The organism is Devosia sp. LC5, assembly GCF_000735585.1.
GTDB lineage: Bacteria > Pseudomonadota > Alphaproteobacteria > Rhizobiales > Devosiaceae > Devosia.
Genome location: NZ_JNNO01000014.1, coordinates 15,752 through 33,352, shown reverse-complemented (window position 1 = coordinate 33,352; position 17,601 = coordinate 15,752). Strand labels below are relative to the sequence as shown.

Genomic DNA, 17,601 nt, shown 5'->3' with positions numbered 1-17,601 from the left:
TCTCGCGCCTCATCCCCTTCCTTCATCTCACACGTGGCGCGGCCCCTGGCCGCCGCCTGGAGAGGTCACATGTCCATTGCTTCCCTGCGTAGCCCATCCCCTGATACCGAAACTGACGACGAACCCCATATCGAGGACAACGCGCCTCCCCCGCTGGCCGAGCGGACCAGCGACGCCCTTGCCCAGTGCATGCTCGAGGCCGCCCTCACGCCTGCGCTCAAGCGCCTGCTCAAGGCCCGGCCCCGTCTTGTCGTGATCCGGACTGCCGAGGAGAGTTCCGCCGGCATGCTTGAGCGCTATCTGTCCGGCCAAGACCGGTCGACGATGGTCGCGGCCTATACCGAACGGCAGAAAATCGGCGGCCGGTACGAACCGCAGGGCCGCACCGAACTCGACCTGCTCGAAAAGGGCCGCAGCGTCATCCTGATCTCGCAGGATCCCGAGCGCGTGCTTGTCCCCGAGGCTCTCGCGGGCGCCGATGCCATCATCACGGTGCCGGACCCGGACCTTGCCATTATCCGCAAAACCATCCGCATGGTCACCGGCCGGCCTGTCCGCGGTCTGCTGCCGATCGACGTCGAGGGGCTCTCGATTCACGACCTGACCGTCGCCATCCGGCCGGGCCTGTCCTCGCGGGACTGCATCTTCAATCTGCGCCGCATCGCCAATGCACGCCAGAAGCAGGACGAGGGCGATGCCCCCGTCCCGCTTGAACAGCTGGCCATGACCCGGGCGGCATCCGACTGGGCTTTCGAAACGCTGGCGCTCATGCGCCATGTGACCGATGGCAAGGTCGATGCGTCCGCGCTGCGCTTCGCCTGCCTTGAAGGACCACCCGGCACCGGCAAAACGACCATTGCCGCAGCACTGGCCCGTTCGGCCGGCTACCGTCTCGTCTCGACGTCGGTGGGGAGCTGGTTCGCCGATTCCGGCGGCCATCTGGGTGATGTCATCCGCGCGGCCCGCAAGTTCTTCGATGACATCGCCCTGTCGAATGACCCCGTGGTTGGGCTGCTGGACGAGATCGACGCCATCCCCGACCGGGCGAGCATGGACGCTGACGATGCCTCCTGGTGGACGCCGGTGGTGACTTTCCTGCTGACCGAGATCGACCGGCTGCGCAAGCTTGGCAAGCCCATCCTGCTGATCGGCGCCACCAACCATTTTGACAAGCTGGATAAGGCGCTCATCCGCCCCGGGCGGTTGGAGCACAAGGTGTCTGTCCTGCTCCCGGATTTCGATGATCGCCGCCGCATGTTCGCGGCCTATATCGGCGACAGGATTGACGCCGGCGGTATCGCAGCACTGGCGCGGCTGGCCGTGGAAGCGACGCCCGCGCAGATCGAGAGCTGGTGCCGGTCGGCCAATGCCAGGACCAAAACCGAGGATCGGCCGCTCGAGCTGGCCGACCTCATGAATCTGATCGCACCGTCCAATGGACGGTCGCCGGAGACCGATCGCGGCATCGCCATCCATGAAGCTGGTCATGCCGTGGTGGCGCATACGCTGAACCTGCCGATCCTCGAGGTTTCTATCCTGGGTGCTGGCACCATGGGCGGTTGGGTCAAGCCAAAGCTCAAGGACGGGGTGCTCACCCGGGGCGATGTCGAGAATCTGGTGACCATGGTGCTGGCCGGCCGCGCCGCTGACGTTACCCTGGGCGATGGCGCCAATAGCGGGGCGGAGTCCGACCTCGAGATCGCCAACACCGTGCTGCGCAGCGCCATGCTCGACCTGGGACTTTATGGCCCCCTGACGACGGTCCAGAACATCGATCCGCGCCACTGGAACAACGGCTCGTTGTGGACGGCAATCGCGGCCGAACTCGATCGCCTCCACGACCGGGCGGTCAGAATCGTCAGCCGGCGCCGGGCCGATATCTTCCGGCTGGTCGAGATCCTGCAGGTCGAGCGCGTCATCATCGGCGACAGGCTGGCCGAAATCCTCGAGGCCGGTCCCACGGCCGAAAAGCCTGACAAGACCGACGACGCCATCGAAGACCATATTCCGGTGGCAGGGAGGATCTGATGGAAAAGGCCGATCAGATCCGTATCGCTGCCCATGCCTGGGACTATGCGATCACCCTGTGTATCCGCACCCTGCCACAGGGTCCCGAATGCGAGGCGCTCATCGCCTGCGACCAGCGCCCGACCATCTCCAATATCCGCGCGGCCCTGGCCATTGGCCGGGGCCGCCCCTGGCTGGCGCTGATCGAAGCCGCATTGATCGAGATTGCACTCGCCGCCATCGATGATGTTCTCCACGAGGCCGACCGTGACCATCGCGACTGAAACCCAAAACCTGATCGAAGCTGCGCTCGATGGCGATCCGGCACTGACAACACTGGCCGTTACCGGCGCCTCGCCCACAACGCTGAACGTGCATATCATCCCTGGCATTCCGGCCAGCACCATTGGCGGCAGCACCTATCACCGCAAGCCGCCATTCCGCCGCGAGACCATCATCGAACTGGTGGTGCGCATGCAGCGTTTGCGCTGGCAGCGGGCCACCCCGCTCATACCACTGGCCATGCCACCGATTGAGGTGGACCTGCAGGCGCTGCACCGGACGCACAAGCGAGCCACTGTCGGGTTTGAATGCCTGCCAGGTTGGACCGATCTGCTCGATGCCACCTTCACCTGGCTCGACGAAATCGCGCCTGACCGGAATTGGGCGCCGGACCAGATCAAGGAAAAATACGGCACCCTTCGCTTCTACTGGCATGGCGACCTGCCCGAACTTGGTGATGCAGTCATCTCTGCCGCCGAGCATCTGTCCGGGCATGTCTGCGAAGCCTGCGGCGCCCCCGGATCACAACAGAGCCAAAACGGTTGGTGGAGCACCCAATGCCCCGACCACAAGCGCCGGAGGTCCTCATAAGTATCTTGCCCAGGGAAACCGTCGCCGCCGGGTTGCGCGAGGCGGCCCGCATCAGGGCGGGGGCTGTGCCGGGCGCGGCAGAACTGGCCAATGCGCCGCTCCTGACCGGCTGGGCCGTCCAGCCCATGCCCGGCGGGCTGGTGCGCCTGGTCGGGTTCGCCAGCGGCCATCCCCTGCTGCAGGACGGCTGCATCACCACCTCGGCAATCCTCGCTGCCGACGAGCAGGCCGGGTGGGTGCGAACCGTCAGCCGCTACTATCGACTCGGCCCCAGGCTCGGGGAGGTTCAGCAATGCAGCAGGCAGTGATCATTGTGCGCACTTCAACGCATTTTCTGCGCGGCGGCGAGGAGATCGAGAGTACGCACCGGCACGACCCGAATATCGGCCTGTGCGATGTGTTCCAGCACCGGAGGTAGGCCACCTCGATCTTGCCGACCGTGCCAGCCGCCGACCTCGGTGGCTGGCTTGAGATCTTCAACATCAAGGGGAGTTGATCACCATGATCAGCACGCTAGAGATCGTCATTATCGACGAAACCGGGGTTCCCTTCGACCGGTCGACCGCCGGCTGGCTGGTCGATCACCCCGGCGAGTACCGCCGACTGATCGAACGAACTGAAGCGGTCGTCGAGGGCTATTGCGCCTTGGGCGGGCCGTTGGGACCGGCACCCGTTCGAAGCCGGACAGATACACCATCACCATCACCACCACCCCGACGAAGTGACGAGGATTACAAGAAGAGGTTGAAGGCATAGGACGATGAATGATCGATATTGACCGTCTAGGCCCTTTATGAACGGCAGAAATGGGGCCGATTCCAGACAGGCCGCTTTTTGGCGCCGACCGTCGGATAGCTGCCGATCAGTCACGCAACGCCGTTACGAGCTCTGCGGCAGCAACGTGTTAGGGTTGTGTCAACTATTGCCTCCCACCAGAAGCTCGGCAGGAAGCCGTTGGCCCGTTGCGCAGACGCAGATGGTGACGTCCTTCATGTGCCGGGGCGAATATTGCTCGCCCGAAACCCCATGGCAATTCCGACTCTGACGAGCCGCTTGCCATGCTTGGATGCGGCGCCGTGGGCATTCTGAAGATTTTGAGCAGCCATATCACGCAAGCCGGCCATGGCCGGCATTGTGTCTGCCGGGGTACGGCCAGCACGACCATGTCGCAGCGGGCCACACTCTCCAGTGGCGCCAACTCACTAGCAATACTGTTCCTTTGGTGAAGGCCCGAAAACCTGCCGTCGAATAGCCGGTGCATGCCCGAGCGGCCCGAAGGATCAGCAAATTTCGCCAGATCAGGCTTGGTCACCTTTCTGGCTGGGGCATCCCTTGCCGAGTAGGAGTCTTTCCTTTCCTCGACGCACTCGCGAAAAGAGGATGGACCGCCCACACGGGGGCGGCCCAGATATCTTCGCGCGGGTCAGCTGCGGACGATGAGATGGTCGCTCTTGAGCCACAATGGCGGCAGGCACAACTGGATGTTGGATAGCGGCAGCAGGTGATCGCCTAGAGCTACCCCTATGGTGTCTCTTAGGAACGCACGCCGCGCCTCGATCCGAGACCAGGTCTGAGGGTGGCGCACGGCGAGCTCAGCACGAAGTGCCACGTCAGCGATGGCGACTGCGTCCTCGCAATTCAGCGCCTTACCCGCAGCCATAGGTGTTGGGATGACGTCTACCTGAAACACCATGCCGGAAACCAGAGTCTCGATCGAACCTGGACGGACCGGAGAATGGCTCCATTCATCGTAGCTGACGAGGTGTCCAGGATTGAGCGCCGATTTTAGCCCCGAAGCGGCGAGCTTTTCGACGACGGCTTCGTGCAGTTCGCCACCGGTTGTCCCGATTTTGGCCGTCTCGTACCAGGTGACGAGGCTATCGAAATAGCTCGCGGTTATCCCTACGAACACATCGTCCGCATCGTCGAGCAGCCCGGCGCGAGAGCTCAGGCCGCCCCAGTAGCCAACGGCCGTCGTGACCCCGTCGCCTTTGGCGAGCACGCGTGCGCCGGCGCTATTAAGTCCATGAATGGCATGCGTAGCATCGCCGGACGCGAACATGGAATGGGCGCTCAAAGGCTCGCCGGCGTAGAGGAAGTTGGCGGCTGCTTCGATTTCCCGCTGGCCAGGCCGGGCCTTTGACAGAACACTCCAGACCGACGCTGAAGCACGGGTCGATGCCCATTCAAAGGCAGCAATCTGGTCAGCATCAACGACCGAGCGCAATCCATGGGCGGGATGCATGAGCAATGCGGTCTCGTCGCTCAGCCCTTCGGCTCCACCGAGAATGCGGGCGAGTACGACAACCATATAGTGAGGCACCAGATAGCCGGGCGCTACCTCGTCCCATTCTGCTGCCTCCAGATACTTCCAGCCGACAATGCCTAGCGTATCGCCCGCCTTGATGCCGGCATCCCGTAGGACCGCTTCCAAGTTAGGTTTCTTCGACCGGTCCTGGGCCATCAGGCTCATTGACTGGCTGAGCATTACCTCCAGACCAGGCAGCGGCGAAATTGCGGTGAAACTCTCCGATTCATTCCCCGTGATGACTATGCGGCGACCTTGGGGGCCGAGCAGCAGCACCGCCTCCTCAAAGCGGGGGTCAAAGCCGGTAAGAAACAGGATATTGGCATTGTGCTCCCGGTCGGCATAGACAAAGACCCAAGTTAGGCCGGCCTTTTCATAGAGCCGGTCGCAGCGATCAACGAGCGTTTCAGCGGGAATTTCGGGCCTTATCAACGGGGCGCCGAAGTCGGGTATGGTAACACTTTGCAGATGGCTCATAGGTGGTCTCGCAAGTTTGGCCGGGGCGCCGGCGGGGTCAAGGTGGAGCGCGCGATCGCCGCGCCCGGCTTTAGTCGCTGAGCCGGTCACCCAGTTCGGTATCAAAGAAATGCATGTTGGTGACCGGCAGGGCGACGCGGAGGGTTGCGCCCGATTTCGGGGGGAGGCCTGGAGGCTGGCGAAGGATGAATTCCTGATTGCCGGAGCGGAGGTACACAAACATGTCCGTGCCAGTGTCCTCGACTATGTCAACGATCGCTTCAAGCACCGGGTCGCCATCCTCAGCGGATTCTGCGAGAACCAGTTGGTCGGGGCGAACGCCGATGGTCAGCTTTCGCCCCACCGAATGCAGAAGTGCGCCGTGCGAGCTAAGGTCCATAGGCGGAATTGCGCCGCAATTCTCCAGATGGACTAGGAGCTGCCCTTGTCGCTCGGTTACGGAGGCAGGAAAGAAATTCATGGGTGGGGTGCCCACGAAGCGGGCGACGAACAGGTTGGCCGGTTTGGAATAGATCTCGGCGGGCGTGCCGAACTGGGCAACCTCCCCCTTCGACATTACGGCGATATGTGTCGCCAGCGTCATAGCCTCGGACTGGTCATGGGTAACATAAACCGACGTGCTGCCAAGGCGTTGATGAAGACGTTTGATCAGTGCGCGCGTTTCCAGGCGCAATTGTGTGTCCAAATTCGACAACGGTTCGTCAAACAGGAACACCTTGGGGCTCCGGACAAGTGCGCGCCCGATGGCAACACGTTGCCGTTGCCCGCCGCTGAGCTGGGAAGGCTTTCTCCCGAGAAGGTGGGCGATCTGCAGGGACTCAGCGACCTCGGCGGCTGCCTGCCGCCGTTGTTCGCGTGGTACCCCCCGAACCTCGAGAGAAAAGGTAATGTTCCGCTCGACGGTCATGCTCGGATAGAGCGCGTAGGATTGGAAAACCATTGCGATGTCCCGATCCTTGGACTCGACCCGGGTGATTTCCTGGCCGTCCATGGTGATGCCCCCGCCAGATACCTGCTCCAGGCCGGCAATCACATTCAGCAGCGTGGACTTGCCACAGCCGGAAGGGCCGAGAAGCACGAGGAACCCCCGATCGCCCACGGCGATGTTGATGTCCTTGAGAACGTCAGTCGTGCCGAAGGACTTCTTGAGGCCTGAGATATTGAGCGTGGTCATGGGCTATCCCTTTACGGAGCCGGCAGTCAGACCGCGTACAAAGAAGCGGCCGACAAACAGATAGAGGATGAGGACGGGCAGAGCGGCGATGAGCGAGGCCGCCATGTCCACGTTGTATTGCTTAACGCCGAAGGTGGTGTTGACAAGATTGTTCAGCGCGACGGTAACGGTCTGCGAAGCGCCGGTGGAGAACGAGACGCCGAAGAGAAATTCGTTCCATATGCCGGTGAATTGAAACACCACCGAAACCATGAAGATAGGCCACGAAATCGGCAGCATGATCTGCGTGAAGATGCGCCAGAAACCAGCCCCGTCCATGGTCGCCGCTCGGACGATTTCATCCGGCACCGCGACATAGTAGTTGCGGAAGAACAGGGTGGTAAACGGGAGGCCATAGACGGCGTAGATCAGGATTAGGCCAAATACCGAATTGGCCAATCCCAGCGAGCTCAGCGTCTGTGCCGCGGGTATAAGGACGGCCTGTAGCGGGAGGAAGCACCCAAGGATGATGAGCACCATGAGCGTGTCGGCACCGCGGAACCGGAATTTGGTGAGGGCATAACCGTTCACCGCACCCAGGATTGTGGACAGCAGGGTCGCGGGAACGGCAATGGCGAGGGAGTTGCGGAAATAAGGCTGCAGCCCCTCGCAAACCGAGGCAATGCAAGCCTCATTCCATGCCGTGCCCCAAGCATCAAATGTTACGTGCTGGGGAATGCCGATGATTCCGGCGGTTCGGATCTCCTCGAGCGGCCGTACGGAGGTGAGCACCATCACCGCGAGTGGCATGATGAAGATGAATGCGAGGACGCCCAGCGTCAGGTAGAGCAGCACCGGGACCCACGGGAATTTGGGCGCCCGCGCGTGCCCGGTTATGGTGTCAGTGGCCATCGGTCTTACGGAACTCCCAGATCACGTAGGGCAGCACAATTACGGCTGCGAACAGCAGAATGGACACGGCGCCGGCCGACGCGATGCCGAGCTGGTTTCGCTGGAAAGCCATGTCGTAAACAAAGGTCGACGGCAGCGCCGAGGCGTAGCCTGGGCCCTGCGCCGTCATTGCGACCACCAGGTCGAACGTCTTTAGGGCAAAGGCTACAAGCAAAACGAAGGCGCTGATGAAAGCCGGGCGGATTGCGGGGATGATGACCGACCAGTAGGTCCGGACTGGCCCGGCGCCATCAAGTCGTGCCGCCTTGACCATCTCGCCATCGACGCCGCGCAGGGCCGCCAGCAGGAGCACGGCCACGAAACCGGCCTGCTGCCAAACGGCGGCGATAACAACCGCAAAGATCACCGTGTGCTGCTGGATGATCCAATCGAACACGAAGTTGTCCCAGCCAAGGGAACGAACGAACGCCTCTATGCCTGTGCCCGGGTTCAGGAGCCATTTCCACGAGATGCCGGTGACAACGAGGGAAACAGCGGCCGGGTAGAGAAAGATCGTCCGCAGCGGTGTCTCGAGCCGGACCTTCTGATCGAGCAGGATCGCGATCAGCAAGCCCACAGCCAGCGTGACGCCGACGTACAGAACGGTAAAGGTCACTAGATTGGTGGCCGCGACGGTCCAGCGGTCCTCCCCCCACAGACGCTGGTAGTTGCGCAGCCCGACAAACGTGAAGTCGGGTATCATCTTGGAGGCGGACAGCGAGATATAGGCCGTCCACAAGGCAAATCCGTAGACGAACACCAGTAGCGCCGCCAGTGACGGCGCTACTGCGAACCAAGCCGGGAGGTACCGCCTTAGTCCTGCCCAATCGAAGCTCCTGGCCAAGCCGGACGGGGCGATACCTTCTTTTTTGGTCATCGATCTTAGCCTATTCCGTAGCGTTCTGAAGGGCGTCGGCGAGCATGGTCACGCCCTCTTCAGACGACATGTCCGAGTTGAAAAATGCGGTTGCTGCATCGATAACTGCGCCGCGCACGGATGCTACGTTGACAGTCCCGCCCTGCACCGACGGAACAAGCTTGCCATCGGCGTCCGCCGCCGCGAGGAAGCCAGCAGTGTCGATGGAGCACTGGTCGTAGGTTGAGAGATCCAGCCCAGTGAGCGCGGGCACCGAACCCTTGGCGAGGTTAGCGGCAAGTTGAACTTCGGGCTCGAGTAGCACCTTGGCGAGCAGTTCCTGTCCCGGCGTCGCCTGGTGCTGGTTGGGTTGCTTGGTGAAGAAGCTCAGGGAATTGACCACGTAGGAGAAACCTTCGGGGGTGTTCCGTGGCGAGCCCGAGCACAGGATTTCGCGGCCCAGGTCGAGGCCAGCCGCGCTAAACTCGCCCTTCGCCCAGTCACCCATGATCTGGAAAGCCGCCTCGCCGTTCGCGACCATACCTGAGGCCAGGTTCCAGTCGCGGCCCGAGAAGTTGGCGTCGACATACCCCCGAAGGCGGCGGAATTGGTCAAAAGACTTGAGCATCGCGTCGCTACGCAGGGCTTCCTGATCGAGCTCCACAAGCGCTTTGCGGAAAAAGTCAGCGCCACCAACACCCATGACGACCGCCTCAAACAGGATTTCATCCTGCCAAGACTGACCACCGTGGGCAAGCGGCGTAATACCAGCGGCCAGCAAGCGATCGGCCGCGGTATTGAACTCATCCCACGTTGCCGGCATCTCGATGCCGTTCTCGGCCAGCAATCTCGCATTGGCGTACATCGTATCGAAGCGGTGAACGAAAAGCGGAATGGCGATGTACTTGCCGTCAACCTTCAGGCTCGGCAGGAAGGCAGCGGGAAGATTTTGGTCCCACTTGTTTTCCGCGGCCACAGCTTCAAGGTCAGCGATATAGCCCGCATTTGCCCATTCGACGGCATCAGAGGCCTTCGGAATGGCAGCGCCGGGGGCGTCTCCTGCAAGGGTGCGAGACCGCAGCACCTGATCGTGCCCGTCCCCTCCGCCGCCGGCGACGCCCTGGTCGATCCAGGTACCGCCTTGGGCCTCGAATGCTTCCTTTACCGCAGCGATCGCAGCCGCTTCGCCGCCGGATGTCCAGTAGTGGACAACGGAAACGCTTTTGTCTTGAGCGAAGGCGGGAGTCGCGACGGTCATGGCACCGATGGCGCAGGCAGTCAAAAGTTCAATTTTGAGCATCTTCATAGAACCCTCCCCGTGTTTGTCCGATTACAAGAAAAAATATGCATTGGCGCATTGCAAAGAGTCAATACGGTTTCCAGCTGGCGCTGGCAATTTTGGGGAGCGAGCCACATGAATCTTGCCTAAACTATTATAAAACCTTATGAATTAGGTTCTCGACAGGTCCATGTTTTAGCTGTGACGTGAACACACTCTCGCACCAAGGTAGGGAAAAACCACGCTTGCGGTTGGCCTGTTTTTCTGCAATCAAGATCAAATGCGGTTCAGAAAACTTTAACGGCTATCCAGTTTGCGCTACTTTAGAGAGGCATATTCCGATGTCCGGAACAAAAGACCCTGCTGGCATGGGTGTTCCCCCTACCTACGTCCGACGGACGCCCCTGACCGTTCTGGCTGGCGGGCTGCGTCTCACAGCAGTCTTTGATGGGCTGCTCAAGAGTGCCTTTGACGCCTATCGCCACGTTGGCGCGGCCCAGTTACGGCAGGCATTGGGACCGATGGCCAACGAGGATGCTCCCTGGACGGACAGCAACTGCTTCGTGGTGGAGTCCGCGGGCAGCCTTGGCCTTATCGACGCCGGCTCGGGCGTTCACCTGGACCATACCGCCGGTGCGCTGAGCAATCATCTAACGGACATGGGCATTGCCCCTGGAGACATCGACTATGTGATCATGACGCACTTGCACGGCGACCACGTGGGAGGCCTCATAAACCCTGACGGCAGCCGCATTTTCCCGCGCGCCGTGATGCATCTCCACACCGAGGAGGCCGAGTACTGGCGTAACGCGCCTTCGGGCGTCGCCGGAGAACACCATCCGGCGGATCTTACCGGCATGGCGCTTCGGGCCTACAGTGATGGCGCCGCCACATTTGAAGACGGCCGGGAAATCTTGCCTGGCGTGAAGGCAATCCACCTGCCCGGGCATACCCCTGGACACTCAGGTTTCTTCATCGGGGAAGGTCCCGATGCGGTGTTCATTTGGGGCGACGTTATCCATTTGCCAGAAGTTCAGTTCGCGCGACCGGACATAACCACTGTCTACGACTTGGATGTGGTCCGCGCCGAGGAGAGCCGGCGCAAGGCGCTGACAATGGCCTGTGAAGCAAGACTGAAAGTCGCCGGCATGCACCTGCGGCAACCTCCTTTCGGTAGAGTAGTGCGCCACCGAAACGCATTCGCATTCACTGCGGATGAGATTGGCGCCGCGCCGCGCGTGCCGTGAGTCACGAGCCGGGACGCCATGGACATCTAGAGCTGTATGCTGGTGATCCGGCAAAGAATTCCCCTGTAACACCCTATATGGCTGGAGGAAGGTATGTTTCCCCAAGGAATCGCTCCCGTGGTCTGGCGCCGCCGACCCACGGGGAGTTCTGCAAGAGAGACTGAGTAACGATGCACAAGTCGTATATCCGACGGTTTCACGCGAACGAGATTTTCCACCGAATCCGGATCGAACCACAGATTTCCCAGAAGGACATCGTGACAAAGACGGGGTTTGATAAGTCCACAGTCTCGTCGATTGTGAACCGTTTCGACGAACTGGGGCTCATTAAGCGGTCGACCAATGCGGCTGGGACCAAGCCAGGGCGTCCCGCCGAGGGTCTCTCCATTTCGCCGAACAAAGGCGTTCTAGTCGGCATTCAAGTCGAAAGGGCGACACTGTCCTTCGCGATCTCGGGTCTTGATGGTCAGCCGGTTCTGACACAGCAGCAGTCTTTCGACGGCCAGATCGACAAGCTGGCCCGGCTGGTCGCCAAGGGCATAGAGCAGATTAAGGCCGCGGTAGATAACCTGGGGGATATCCTCGCGGTAGGCGTCTCTTTGCCGGGCCTCGTGGCCGACGACGGGACGCTGGTGCATGCCCCCGCGCTCAACTGGCACGAAATCCCAATCCTGCAGGTGCTAGGCGACAAGGTGCCCTATCCCCTGTTCGTCGGGAATGACGTCAAGGCGGCCGCAATGGCCGAACATATGTTCGGCGATTGCGTCGACGAAAAAGACTTCATCTACCTATTCTCAGGCTCGGGTGTCGGCGGGGCCCTTTTCCTCAAGGGCGAATTGTACGGAGGGGCCAAAGGTCTAGCTGGCGAACTCGGTCATGTAAAAGTCGTCCCGCAGGGACGGATGTGCTCATGCGGATCATACGGTTGCCTGTCGGCTTATCTCTCACGTCAGGCGCTGGCGCTTGAAATCCAGCAACTCGGATTCAAGGATGTGGTGGAATTTTCCGACATTCTGAAGCTGGCAGCGGAAGGGGACATGCAGGTCCTGGGAGTGCTGGACCGAGCAGCCACTATCCTAGGCGCAGCTGTTGCCAACTACATTAACATCTTCAACCCGCCACTTGTGATGCTTGGTGGCGATCTGGCCAGGGGCGAAACGTACTTCCGCACTTCCCTGGAGAGCGAAGCTCGGCGGCTGTCCCATCAGTCTATGTTCGACCAGACGCGTATAGCCTTCTCCAAAATGTCGGCATCAAAGGGCTATTTGGGTGGCGTTGCCCTCGCACTCGACGGAGTGACTGGCCTGGATGGCGCGCACGTCCTGCCGTGACTTCAATGCCCAGTGACAGGACGTTGTGAGCCAAGCGAATTGATAGGAAGCGCCGCTACTGGCCTCAAGCCAGGTTGCGCGCACGGCGAGTCCCCGTTGCCTCGGACGCCCCGTTCAACGACACCTTTTGTGGAATTCGACCGGACGTGCTGAAGCCCCCAGTTTCCGGCTTGTCGCTGCCAAAGGCATCTGAGCCTGCAGCTTGTCCGCTTTCGGGCAAACCAGACGTCGTTCTGAACGACCGGAATGGGGCGCTTCGCTGCATTCATTGAGCTTTTCTTTGCTCTACAAATGCAGGGTTATTCGCGGGTGGCTCAGGGCGCTTTAGCCGGCGACGGGTTTGCCATTCTCCCACTCCGCCACACTTGGCGTTTTCACCTCGAACTGGTCCTGCGTGCGGGTATAGCTGTGGCCGCCGAGGCGGCCGATGGCGTCCATGGCGTGCTGGTCGATATGCAGGTTTGTTGAATCTACGGCGTCGGAGCTTCGCCCAGGATGATCTCGCGGGCTTTGCCGACTTCCAGGGTCATGTAGCGGCGGCATTCGAGGGCGGCTGGTGCCGCGAGGATGCGTGGGCTGCGCACCATTTGACCGGGGGCGGTCGCTAGGCCAGCTTCGGCGAGTTCGTCTACGTCTGGGCCGAACTTGATGGCGCAAATTTCCATCTGTGCCGCCAGGGCCTGGTCGACGATATGCACGGTGAATTCGCCCGTCTCGCGGATGTTGCGGGCCGTGTCCTTGAAGCTCATGTCCGAATAATTCTCGACGCCGATGGCGACGATGGCCGGATCATGCGTGAGCACGTTGAAGAAGCTGAAGGGACCGGCATTGGCCTTGCCGTCGAGGCCGAGCGTGGTGATGAGAGCGATCGGGCGCGGGATGACCGTGCCGATCAGCAGCTTGTATTTTTGCCGCGCATCGAGCGCGGCAAAATCGAAATGGGTGTGCGTTTCGGCCAAGTGATCCATCAGGCGGCGACCCGGTGGGTTTCGAGCGGGGTGTGATGGCTGAGGTTCTCGAAGCCATCCTTGGTGACGAGATAGCAATCGCCGATATTGCAGCCGGCCGACTGGGCTTCGAGCCATTGGGTGTGCAGCACGAAGACCATGCCTTCCTCCAGCCGGTCGAAATTGTGCGAGGAGACGTTGAAGCTGTTCTGTGCGCCGGCCATGCCGACCGAGTGGCCCAGATTGGGGTTATGCGGGCCGTGGGTGGCCGGATAGACATGCATGAGCTTGCGGCCCTGCGCTTCCCAATCGGCATCCGGCACATATTGGCGAGGCAGTAGACGCGGGCCGCCATCGTCGGCCGGGCTCCAATTGTAGGGCATGGTGCGGGCGTCGGGCGCGGTCAGCAGGCCATGATCGATATAGGACGAGAAGGCGGCATTGTTGACCTCGCTGATCAGCGTGCCGGGGCGGATCAGCTGTTCGGCGCGCTTGACGCCTTCGGTGCAGGCGGTGAGCACTTTTTCCTGGCGGGTGGTGATGTCGCCGACCGCAATCATGCGGGCCGTCTGGGCCGTGTAGCCGCGATAGGTGACGTTGGAGATATAGAGATTGATCAGGTCGCCGGGGCGGACGACATGGCCATAGGGCTTGCCGCAATGGGTACCATATTCGTTGATGCCGATCTGGTAGCCATCGCCGGTTTCCCCGCCTCGGGCGAGCTGGGCCAGGCTGAACGCGGCGTAGATTTCGGCATCGGTGACGCCGGGACGGGTGACGTGATAGGCAGCCTGGGTGCCGATGCTGATAAGCTGGGCGGCGGCGCGGAACATGTCCACTTCCCGGGGGCTGCGCAGCTTCTGCATGCGGTCGACGATGGCATTGTCGCCGACAAATTTGGCCGACGGCATAGCCTCTTCGAGATAGCGCCAGAATTCGAGCGAGGTACGATCGCCCAGGCGCCCGATCTGGCCCTTGGAGAGGCCCAGTTTGGCGAGGAGATTGGCGCAGTGCTCGGCGGTGAGGGCCACTGACGAGCCCGGCCGGTCGGCATATTCGCGGCCGATGGCGCCGATCTGCCAGATGTCCTCCACCAGCATGGGCTCGCCGCCCGGCGGCAGGATCACCGCTTGCGTGAAGAAAGAGAGCAGCGTGATCGGTTTGTCGCTGTCGGTCGGGATGATCAGCACGCCCTCGCGCATCCAGTCGCAGACATAGCGCAGATAGGCGTTCGAGGTGTGGAACCAGCCCACCATGTCGGTGTGGATGACCAGGGCGTCGTGCCCCGCGAGCACGGCTTCGCGACGAATGCAGCGCAGGCGCTCTTCGTATTCCTCCAAGGGCAGTGGCAGCGGGGCCTTGAAATCGAAGTTCGGCTGGAAATCGGACAAAAGTTCTTCGATCCGGCGGGTGCCGGTGGGAGCGTGGACGTTCATTTTGGTTCCTTTTTGGAGCGCCGCAGCGCGTTGACTATGAGGTTTGGGACTTGCCGAGGGCGCGGCGGCCAATGAGCAGGCCGATCAGCACCACGGTGATGAGAATGCCGGACATGGCGGCGACGCGGACGTCGAGCCCTTCCTCGATCAGTGCGAACATGCGCAGCGGCAGCACGGTGGTCGATGGATCGGCGAGGAAGAGCGAGATCGAGACATTGTCGAGCGACTGGATGAAGACCAGGAATGCCCCGGCCAGAATGCCCGGCAGCAGCAGCGGCAGGGTGACGCGGCGCAGGGTGGTGAGCCAGCTCGCGCCCATCAGGGTCGATGCTTCTTCGAGCGATGGATCGAGCCCCTGCGCAACGACCGCGACGGAGCGGTACATCAAGGGGCCGAACACCACGATATGGCCCGCTATGGTGAGCCAGAGTGACGGCCGGATGCCGATAAGATTGGCGACGATCAGGGCAGCAAGGCCATAGACCAGACTAGGCAACACCAGCGGGGACAGCAGCAGCGGTTCGATCGCATTGGCGGTGTTGCGGCGCACCCGGCTGGCGCCGATGGCGGCGGGCACGGCAAACAGCAGGGCGCCGAGCACAGCCAGCGCCGCGATCTTGAGCGAATTGAAAGCAGCGATATGCTCGGTCGATGAGCGCACCGGATCGAGCAGGGCTTGGTACCATCGCAGCGAGAAGCCTTCGGGCGGAAACTTCAGCGTCTGCCCGCCGGTAAAGGACATTACGAGGGCCAGCACGATTGGCGCGATGAGGAACATCAGGCACAGCGTGCCGAAGCCGAATACGAACATCTTGTAGAGCCACTCGGGCAGCGGATTGGTCTGATATCTAGCCATGACCGACGAGCCTCCGGTGACGGGACAGCATGCTGAGGACCAGCAGGAGAATGCCGGTGGTGAAGAGCAGGACGACGGCAATGGCCGAGGCCAAAGGCCAATCGAACAGCGTGCCGACCTCGCGATAGATCAGTTGCGGCACATAGACATTGCGGGCGCCGCCGATCACCGCCTGGGTGACGAAGGAGGCGCTGGTGCTGGCATAGACCAGGATCCAGCCGGCCAGCAGCGCCGGCAGCATGAGCGGCAGGAGCACCGTGACAAACACCCGCCAGGGCCCGGCCCCGGAGACTTCAGCCGCCTCGGTCAGATTGCGCGGCAGGCGGGAGAGGATGGCGACCAGCGGCAGGATGATCAGCGGCAGATCGATCTGCGTCATGGCCAGCACGAGGCCCAACTCGGTGAACATCAGGCTGATCGGGCCGCCGGTTAGCCCCAACGCCATCAAGCTCTCGCTGATCGGCCCCTGCCGCCCGAGGATGACGATCCAGGCGAAGGTTCTGACCACGTTGCTGGTCAGCATCGGGATCAGCGTCAGGAAGATGATGGCCTGCCGCACGCGCTGGCCGCTATGCCAGAACAGCAGGGCAATCGGGATGCCAAGCAGGGTGGTGCCCAGCACGGTCTCCAAACCGAGACGGGCCGTGTTGAGCAGGACGCGGAAGTTAAAGGGATCGCCGAGGAACTTGGCATAGTTCTCCAGTGATGGCCCGGTCTCGCCGGCAAAGCTGTAGGCGACGAGCAGAGCAAGCGGCAGTGCGAAGAACGCCACCGACAATGCCAGCATGGGCACGAGGAATGGAAAGCCGCTCGCTCGCATCGGACTAGCCTGCAACCAGAGCGTCGAAAGCACGGATCCAGTCGGCCCGGTTCTTGTTGATCATTGCCCAATCGGGATAGACCAGCGAGGGGATGGTATCGCGGGTAACAAAGGCCTCGATGCCCGGCGTCAGGGCGACGTCCATATTGGTGGGGAACATCTCGGTGGGCGGCAGGGTCAATTGTTCCTGCGCGGCCATGGAGATGGCGGCATCCATATAGGCATAGGCTGCGTCGAGATTAGCCGAGCCCTTGGTCAGGTGGATATTGACCGGCGCGGCGGGCGAGCCGGTCTCGGGATGCACGAATTCGGCATTGAGGCCCAGGCTCTTGAGTTTGGCGACATTGCCGGTGCTGCACATGAACACGGCGATCTCGCCCTGCTGGTAGAGCGACATCTGGCTATTGGTGCTGTCGACGACACCGGCCAGGTTTTCTGGATGGTCGGCGAACAGCTTGAACACGGCCTCCATGTCATCGGGACCGCTGCCATAGATACTGGCGAGCTGGGTATAGGCCATGACGGCGGTGTTGGAGCCAAAGCCGGTCCAGGAGACCTTGCCGGCAAAAGCCGGGTTTTCGAACAGGTCGGCATAGCCCTTCGGCGCCGGCACCAGATTGGGATTATAGGCAATGCCGTTGACTTCGACGGTGACGGTGGGGCCGTATTCGCCCTGGAACGCCGGATCGAGCTTGCTCCAATTGGCCAGACGGCTGGTGTCGATTTTCTGGATCAGGTCGTTTTCGAGGGCAATGGCCATCTGGCCAGGCGACATCAGCAGCGTGTCATAGGCAGGGCTGCCGGGGCTGGCCATGACCTTGGCCAACTGATCCTGCGCCAGGGCCGGTGCGATGGTGAGATCGAACCCGGCCTGCGAGACCAGCGGGGTCAGCACGCGGCGATAGGCATCCTCCCAATTGCCGGGAAAGGTCGCCGCGACCATGCTGCCATTGGCGGCGCGGGCGGGAATGGGCAGCAGGCCGGCAGCTGCCGCGCCGGCGGCAAGGAATCCGAACTGGCGGCGGGTCAATTTCATTGTAGTCATGTCATGCACCATGGG

The 17,601-nt window shown here is 61.7% G+C and carries 17 protein-coding genes and 1 pseudogene; 8 read left to right on the top strand and 10 right to left on the bottom strand.

Going from position 1 to position 17,601, the window contains the following annotated elements; genetic code table 11:
- Window positions 1-69: 69 nt before the first annotated feature.
- From FF80_RS09570 to FF80_RS21675, 6 genes are all read left to right on the top strand, one after another.
- A complete protein-coding gene (locus FF80_RS09570; RefSeq protein WP_035099716.1) occupies window positions 70-2,028 on the top strand; it encodes an AAA family ATPase in 1,959 nt (652 codons plus the stop codon).
- Window positions 2,028-2,291: a hypothetical protein gene (locus FF80_RS09565; protein WP_035099714.1), complete on the top strand. Its 264-nt coding sequence runs from the start codon at window positions 2,028-2,030 to the stop codon at window positions 2,289-2,291. Before FF80_RS09570 ends, FF80_RS09565 begins: the two co-directional genes overlap by 1 nt.
- Entirely contained in the window at window positions 2,275-2,880 is a 606-nt protein-coding gene (locus FF80_RS20940) for a hypothetical protein (RefSeq protein ID WP_052153357.1), read from the top strand. The genes FF80_RS09565 and FF80_RS20940 overlap by 17 nt, the downstream gene beginning before the upstream one ends.
- Window positions 2,847-3,188: a DUF6634 family protein gene (locus tag FF80_RS09555; RefSeq protein WP_152558330.1), complete on the top strand. Its 342-nt coding sequence runs from the start codon at window positions 2,847-2,849 to the stop codon at window positions 3,186-3,188. The genes FF80_RS20940 and FF80_RS09555 overlap by 34 nt, the downstream gene beginning before the upstream one ends.
- Window positions 3,173-3,298 (top strand): hypothetical protein, encoded by a 126-nt coding sequence (locus FF80_RS22325; protein ID WP_280113895.1) that lies wholly within the window; start codon window positions 3,173-3,175, stop codon window positions 3,296-3,298. Before FF80_RS09555 ends, FF80_RS22325 begins: the two co-directional genes overlap by 16 nt.
- Before the next feature lie 83 nt (window positions 3,299-3,381).
- Window positions 3,382-3,636, top strand: coding sequence for a hypothetical protein (locus tag FF80_RS21675; RefSeq protein WP_152558329.1), 255 nt, complete (start codon window positions 3,382-3,384; stop codon window positions 3,634-3,636).
- A gap of 667 nt (window positions 3,637-4,303) precedes the next feature.
- Here the strand turns inward: FF80_RS21675 and FF80_RS09550 are convergent.
- From FF80_RS09550 to FF80_RS09530, 5 genes are all read right to left on the bottom strand, one after another.
- On the bottom strand, window positions 4,304-5,665 hold the full coding sequence (locus FF80_RS09550) for a M24 family metallopeptidase (protein ID WP_035099712.1): 1,362 nt from the start codon (window positions 5,663-5,665) through the stop codon (window positions 4,304-4,306).
- Between the two features lie 70 nt (window positions 5,666-5,735).
- Complete coding sequence (locus FF80_RS09545; RefSeq protein ID WP_035099709.1) at window positions 5,736-6,839, bottom strand: ATP-binding cassette domain-containing protein; 1,104 nt, start codon at window positions 6,837-6,839, stop codon at window positions 5,736-5,738.
- Between the two features lie 3 nt (window positions 6,840-6,842).
- On the bottom strand, window positions 6,843-7,730 hold the full coding sequence (locus tag FF80_RS09540) for a carbohydrate ABC transporter permease (RefSeq protein ID WP_035099707.1): 888 nt from the start codon (window positions 7,728-7,730) through the stop codon (window positions 6,843-6,845).
- Window positions 7,720-8,646, bottom strand: a complete 927-nt coding sequence (locus FF80_RS09535; protein WP_052153355.1) for a sugar ABC transporter permease — start codon at window positions 8,644-8,646, stop codon at window positions 7,720-7,722. The genes FF80_RS09540 and FF80_RS09535 overlap by 11 nt, the downstream gene beginning before the upstream one ends.
- 10 nt (window positions 8,647-8,656) lie before the next feature.
- The gene (locus FF80_RS09530; RefSeq protein WP_035099705.1) at window positions 8,657-9,931 is read right to left on the bottom strand and encodes an ABC transporter substrate-binding protein; all 1,275 of its coding nucleotides are present in this window, start codon (window positions 9,929-9,931) and stop codon (window positions 8,657-8,659) included.
- 218 nt (window positions 9,932-10,149) lie between these two features.
- Between FF80_RS09530 and FF80_RS09525 the strand changes: the two genes are divergently transcribed.
- Both FF80_RS09525 and FF80_RS09520 read left to right on the top strand, forming a co-directional pair.
- Window positions 10,150-11,151, top strand: coding sequence for an MBL fold metallo-hydrolase (locus FF80_RS09525; RefSeq protein ID WP_152558328.1), 1,002 nt, complete (start codon window positions 10,150-10,152; stop codon window positions 11,149-11,151).
- 170 nt (window positions 11,152-11,321) lie between these two features.
- Entirely contained in the window at window positions 11,322-12,482 is a 1,161-nt protein-coding gene (locus FF80_RS09520) for an ROK family transcriptional regulator (protein WP_035099703.1), read from the top strand.
- A 324-nt stretch (window positions 12,483-12,806) separates the two neighbouring features.
- On the opposite strand, the pseudogene FF80_RS09515 reads toward FF80_RS09520, so the two are convergent.
- The 5 genes and pseudogenes from FF80_RS09515 to FF80_RS09495 all read right to left on the bottom strand — a co-directional run bounded on the left by FF80_RS09515 (window position 12,807) and on the right by FF80_RS09495 (window position 17,586).
- Window positions 12,807-13,450 (bottom strand): annotated as a pseudogene (locus FF80_RS09515) (flavin reductase family protein).
- A complete protein-coding gene (locus FF80_RS09510) occupies window positions 13,450-14,865 on the bottom strand; it encodes a Xaa-Pro peptidase family protein (RefSeq protein WP_035099702.1) in 1,416 nt (471 codons plus the stop codon). Before FF80_RS09510 ends, FF80_RS09515 begins: the two are co-directional and overlap by 1 nt.
- Before the next feature lie 34 nt (window positions 14,866-14,899).
- Window positions 14,900-15,721 (bottom strand): ABC transporter permease, encoded by an 822-nt coding sequence (locus tag FF80_RS09505; RefSeq protein ID WP_035099701.1) that lies wholly within the window; start codon window positions 15,719-15,721, stop codon window positions 14,900-14,902.
- On the bottom strand, window positions 15,714-16,541 hold the full coding sequence (locus FF80_RS09500) for an ABC transporter permease (RefSeq protein WP_035099700.1): 828 nt from the start codon (window positions 16,539-16,541) through the stop codon (window positions 15,714-15,716). The genes FF80_RS09505 and FF80_RS09500 overlap by 8 nt, the downstream gene beginning before the upstream one ends.
- Window positions 16,542-16,545: 4 nt before the next feature.
- Window positions 16,546-17,586 (bottom strand): extracellular solute-binding protein, encoded by a 1,041-nt coding sequence (locus FF80_RS09495; RefSeq protein ID WP_035099795.1) that lies wholly within the window; start codon window positions 17,584-17,586, stop codon window positions 16,546-16,548.
- Between the last annotated feature and the right edge of the window lie 15 nt (window positions 17,587-17,601).

What these genes read in the sequence shown, in the direction of transcription:
- FF80_RS09500 (WP_035099700.1), bottom strand. Translation starts at nt 16,541, where the DNA reads ATGCGAGCGAGCGGCTTTCCATTCCTCGTGCCCATGCTGGCATTGTCG.
- FF80_RS09510 (WP_035099702.1), bottom strand. Translation starts at nt 14,865, where the DNA reads ATGAACGTCCACGCTCCCACCGGCACCCGCCGGATCGAAGAACTTTTG.
- FF80_RS09535 (WP_052153355.1), bottom strand. Translation starts at nt 8,646, where the DNA reads ATGACCAAAAAAGAAGGTATCGCCCCGTCCGGCTTGGCCAGGAGCTTC.
- FF80_RS09570 (WP_035099716.1), top strand. Translation starts at nt 70, where the DNA reads ATGTCCATTGCTTCCCTGCGTAGCCCATCCCCTGATACCGAAACTGAC.
- FF80_RS09530 (WP_035099705.1), bottom strand. Translation starts at nt 9,931, where the DNA reads ATGAAGATGCTCAAAATTGAACTTTTGACTGCCTGCGCCATCGGTGCC.
- FF80_RS09550 (WP_035099712.1), bottom strand. Translation starts at nt 5,665, where the DNA reads ATGAGCCATCTGCAAAGTGTTACCATACCCGACTTCGGCGCCCCGTTG.
- FF80_RS09545 (WP_035099709.1), bottom strand. Translation starts at nt 6,839, where the DNA reads ATGACCACGCTCAATATCTCAGGCCTCAAGAAGTCCTTCGGCACGACT.
- FF80_RS09555 (WP_152558330.1), top strand. Translation starts at nt 2,847, where the DNA reads ATGCCCCGACCACAAGCGCCGGAGGTCCTCATAAGTATCTTGCCCAGG.
- FF80_RS09565 (WP_035099714.1), top strand. Translation starts at nt 2,028, where the DNA reads ATGGAAAAGGCCGATCAGATCCGTATCGCTGCCCATGCCTGGGACTAT.
- FF80_RS09495 (WP_035099795.1), bottom strand. Translation starts at nt 17,586, where the DNA reads ATGACTACAATGAAATTGACCCGCCGCCAGTTCGGATTCCTTGCCGCC.
- FF80_RS09505 (WP_035099701.1), bottom strand. Translation starts at nt 15,721, where the DNA reads ATGGCTAGATATCAGACCAATCCGCTGCCCGAGTGGCTCTACAAGATG.
- FF80_RS21675 (WP_152558329.1), top strand. Translation starts at nt 3,382, where the DNA reads ATGATCAGCACGCTAGAGATCGTCATTATCGACGAAACCGGGGTTCCC.
- FF80_RS09540 (WP_035099707.1), bottom strand. Translation starts at nt 7,730, where the DNA reads ATGGCCACTGACACCATAACCGGGCACGCGCGGGCGCCCAAATTCCCG.
- FF80_RS22325 (WP_280113895.1), top strand. Translation starts at nt 3,173, where the DNA reads ATGCAGCAGGCAGTGATCATTGTGCGCACTTCAACGCATTTTCTGCGC.
- FF80_RS09520 (WP_035099703.1), top strand. Translation starts at nt 11,322, where the DNA reads ATGCACAAGTCGTATATCCGACGGTTTCACGCGAACGAGATTTTCCAC.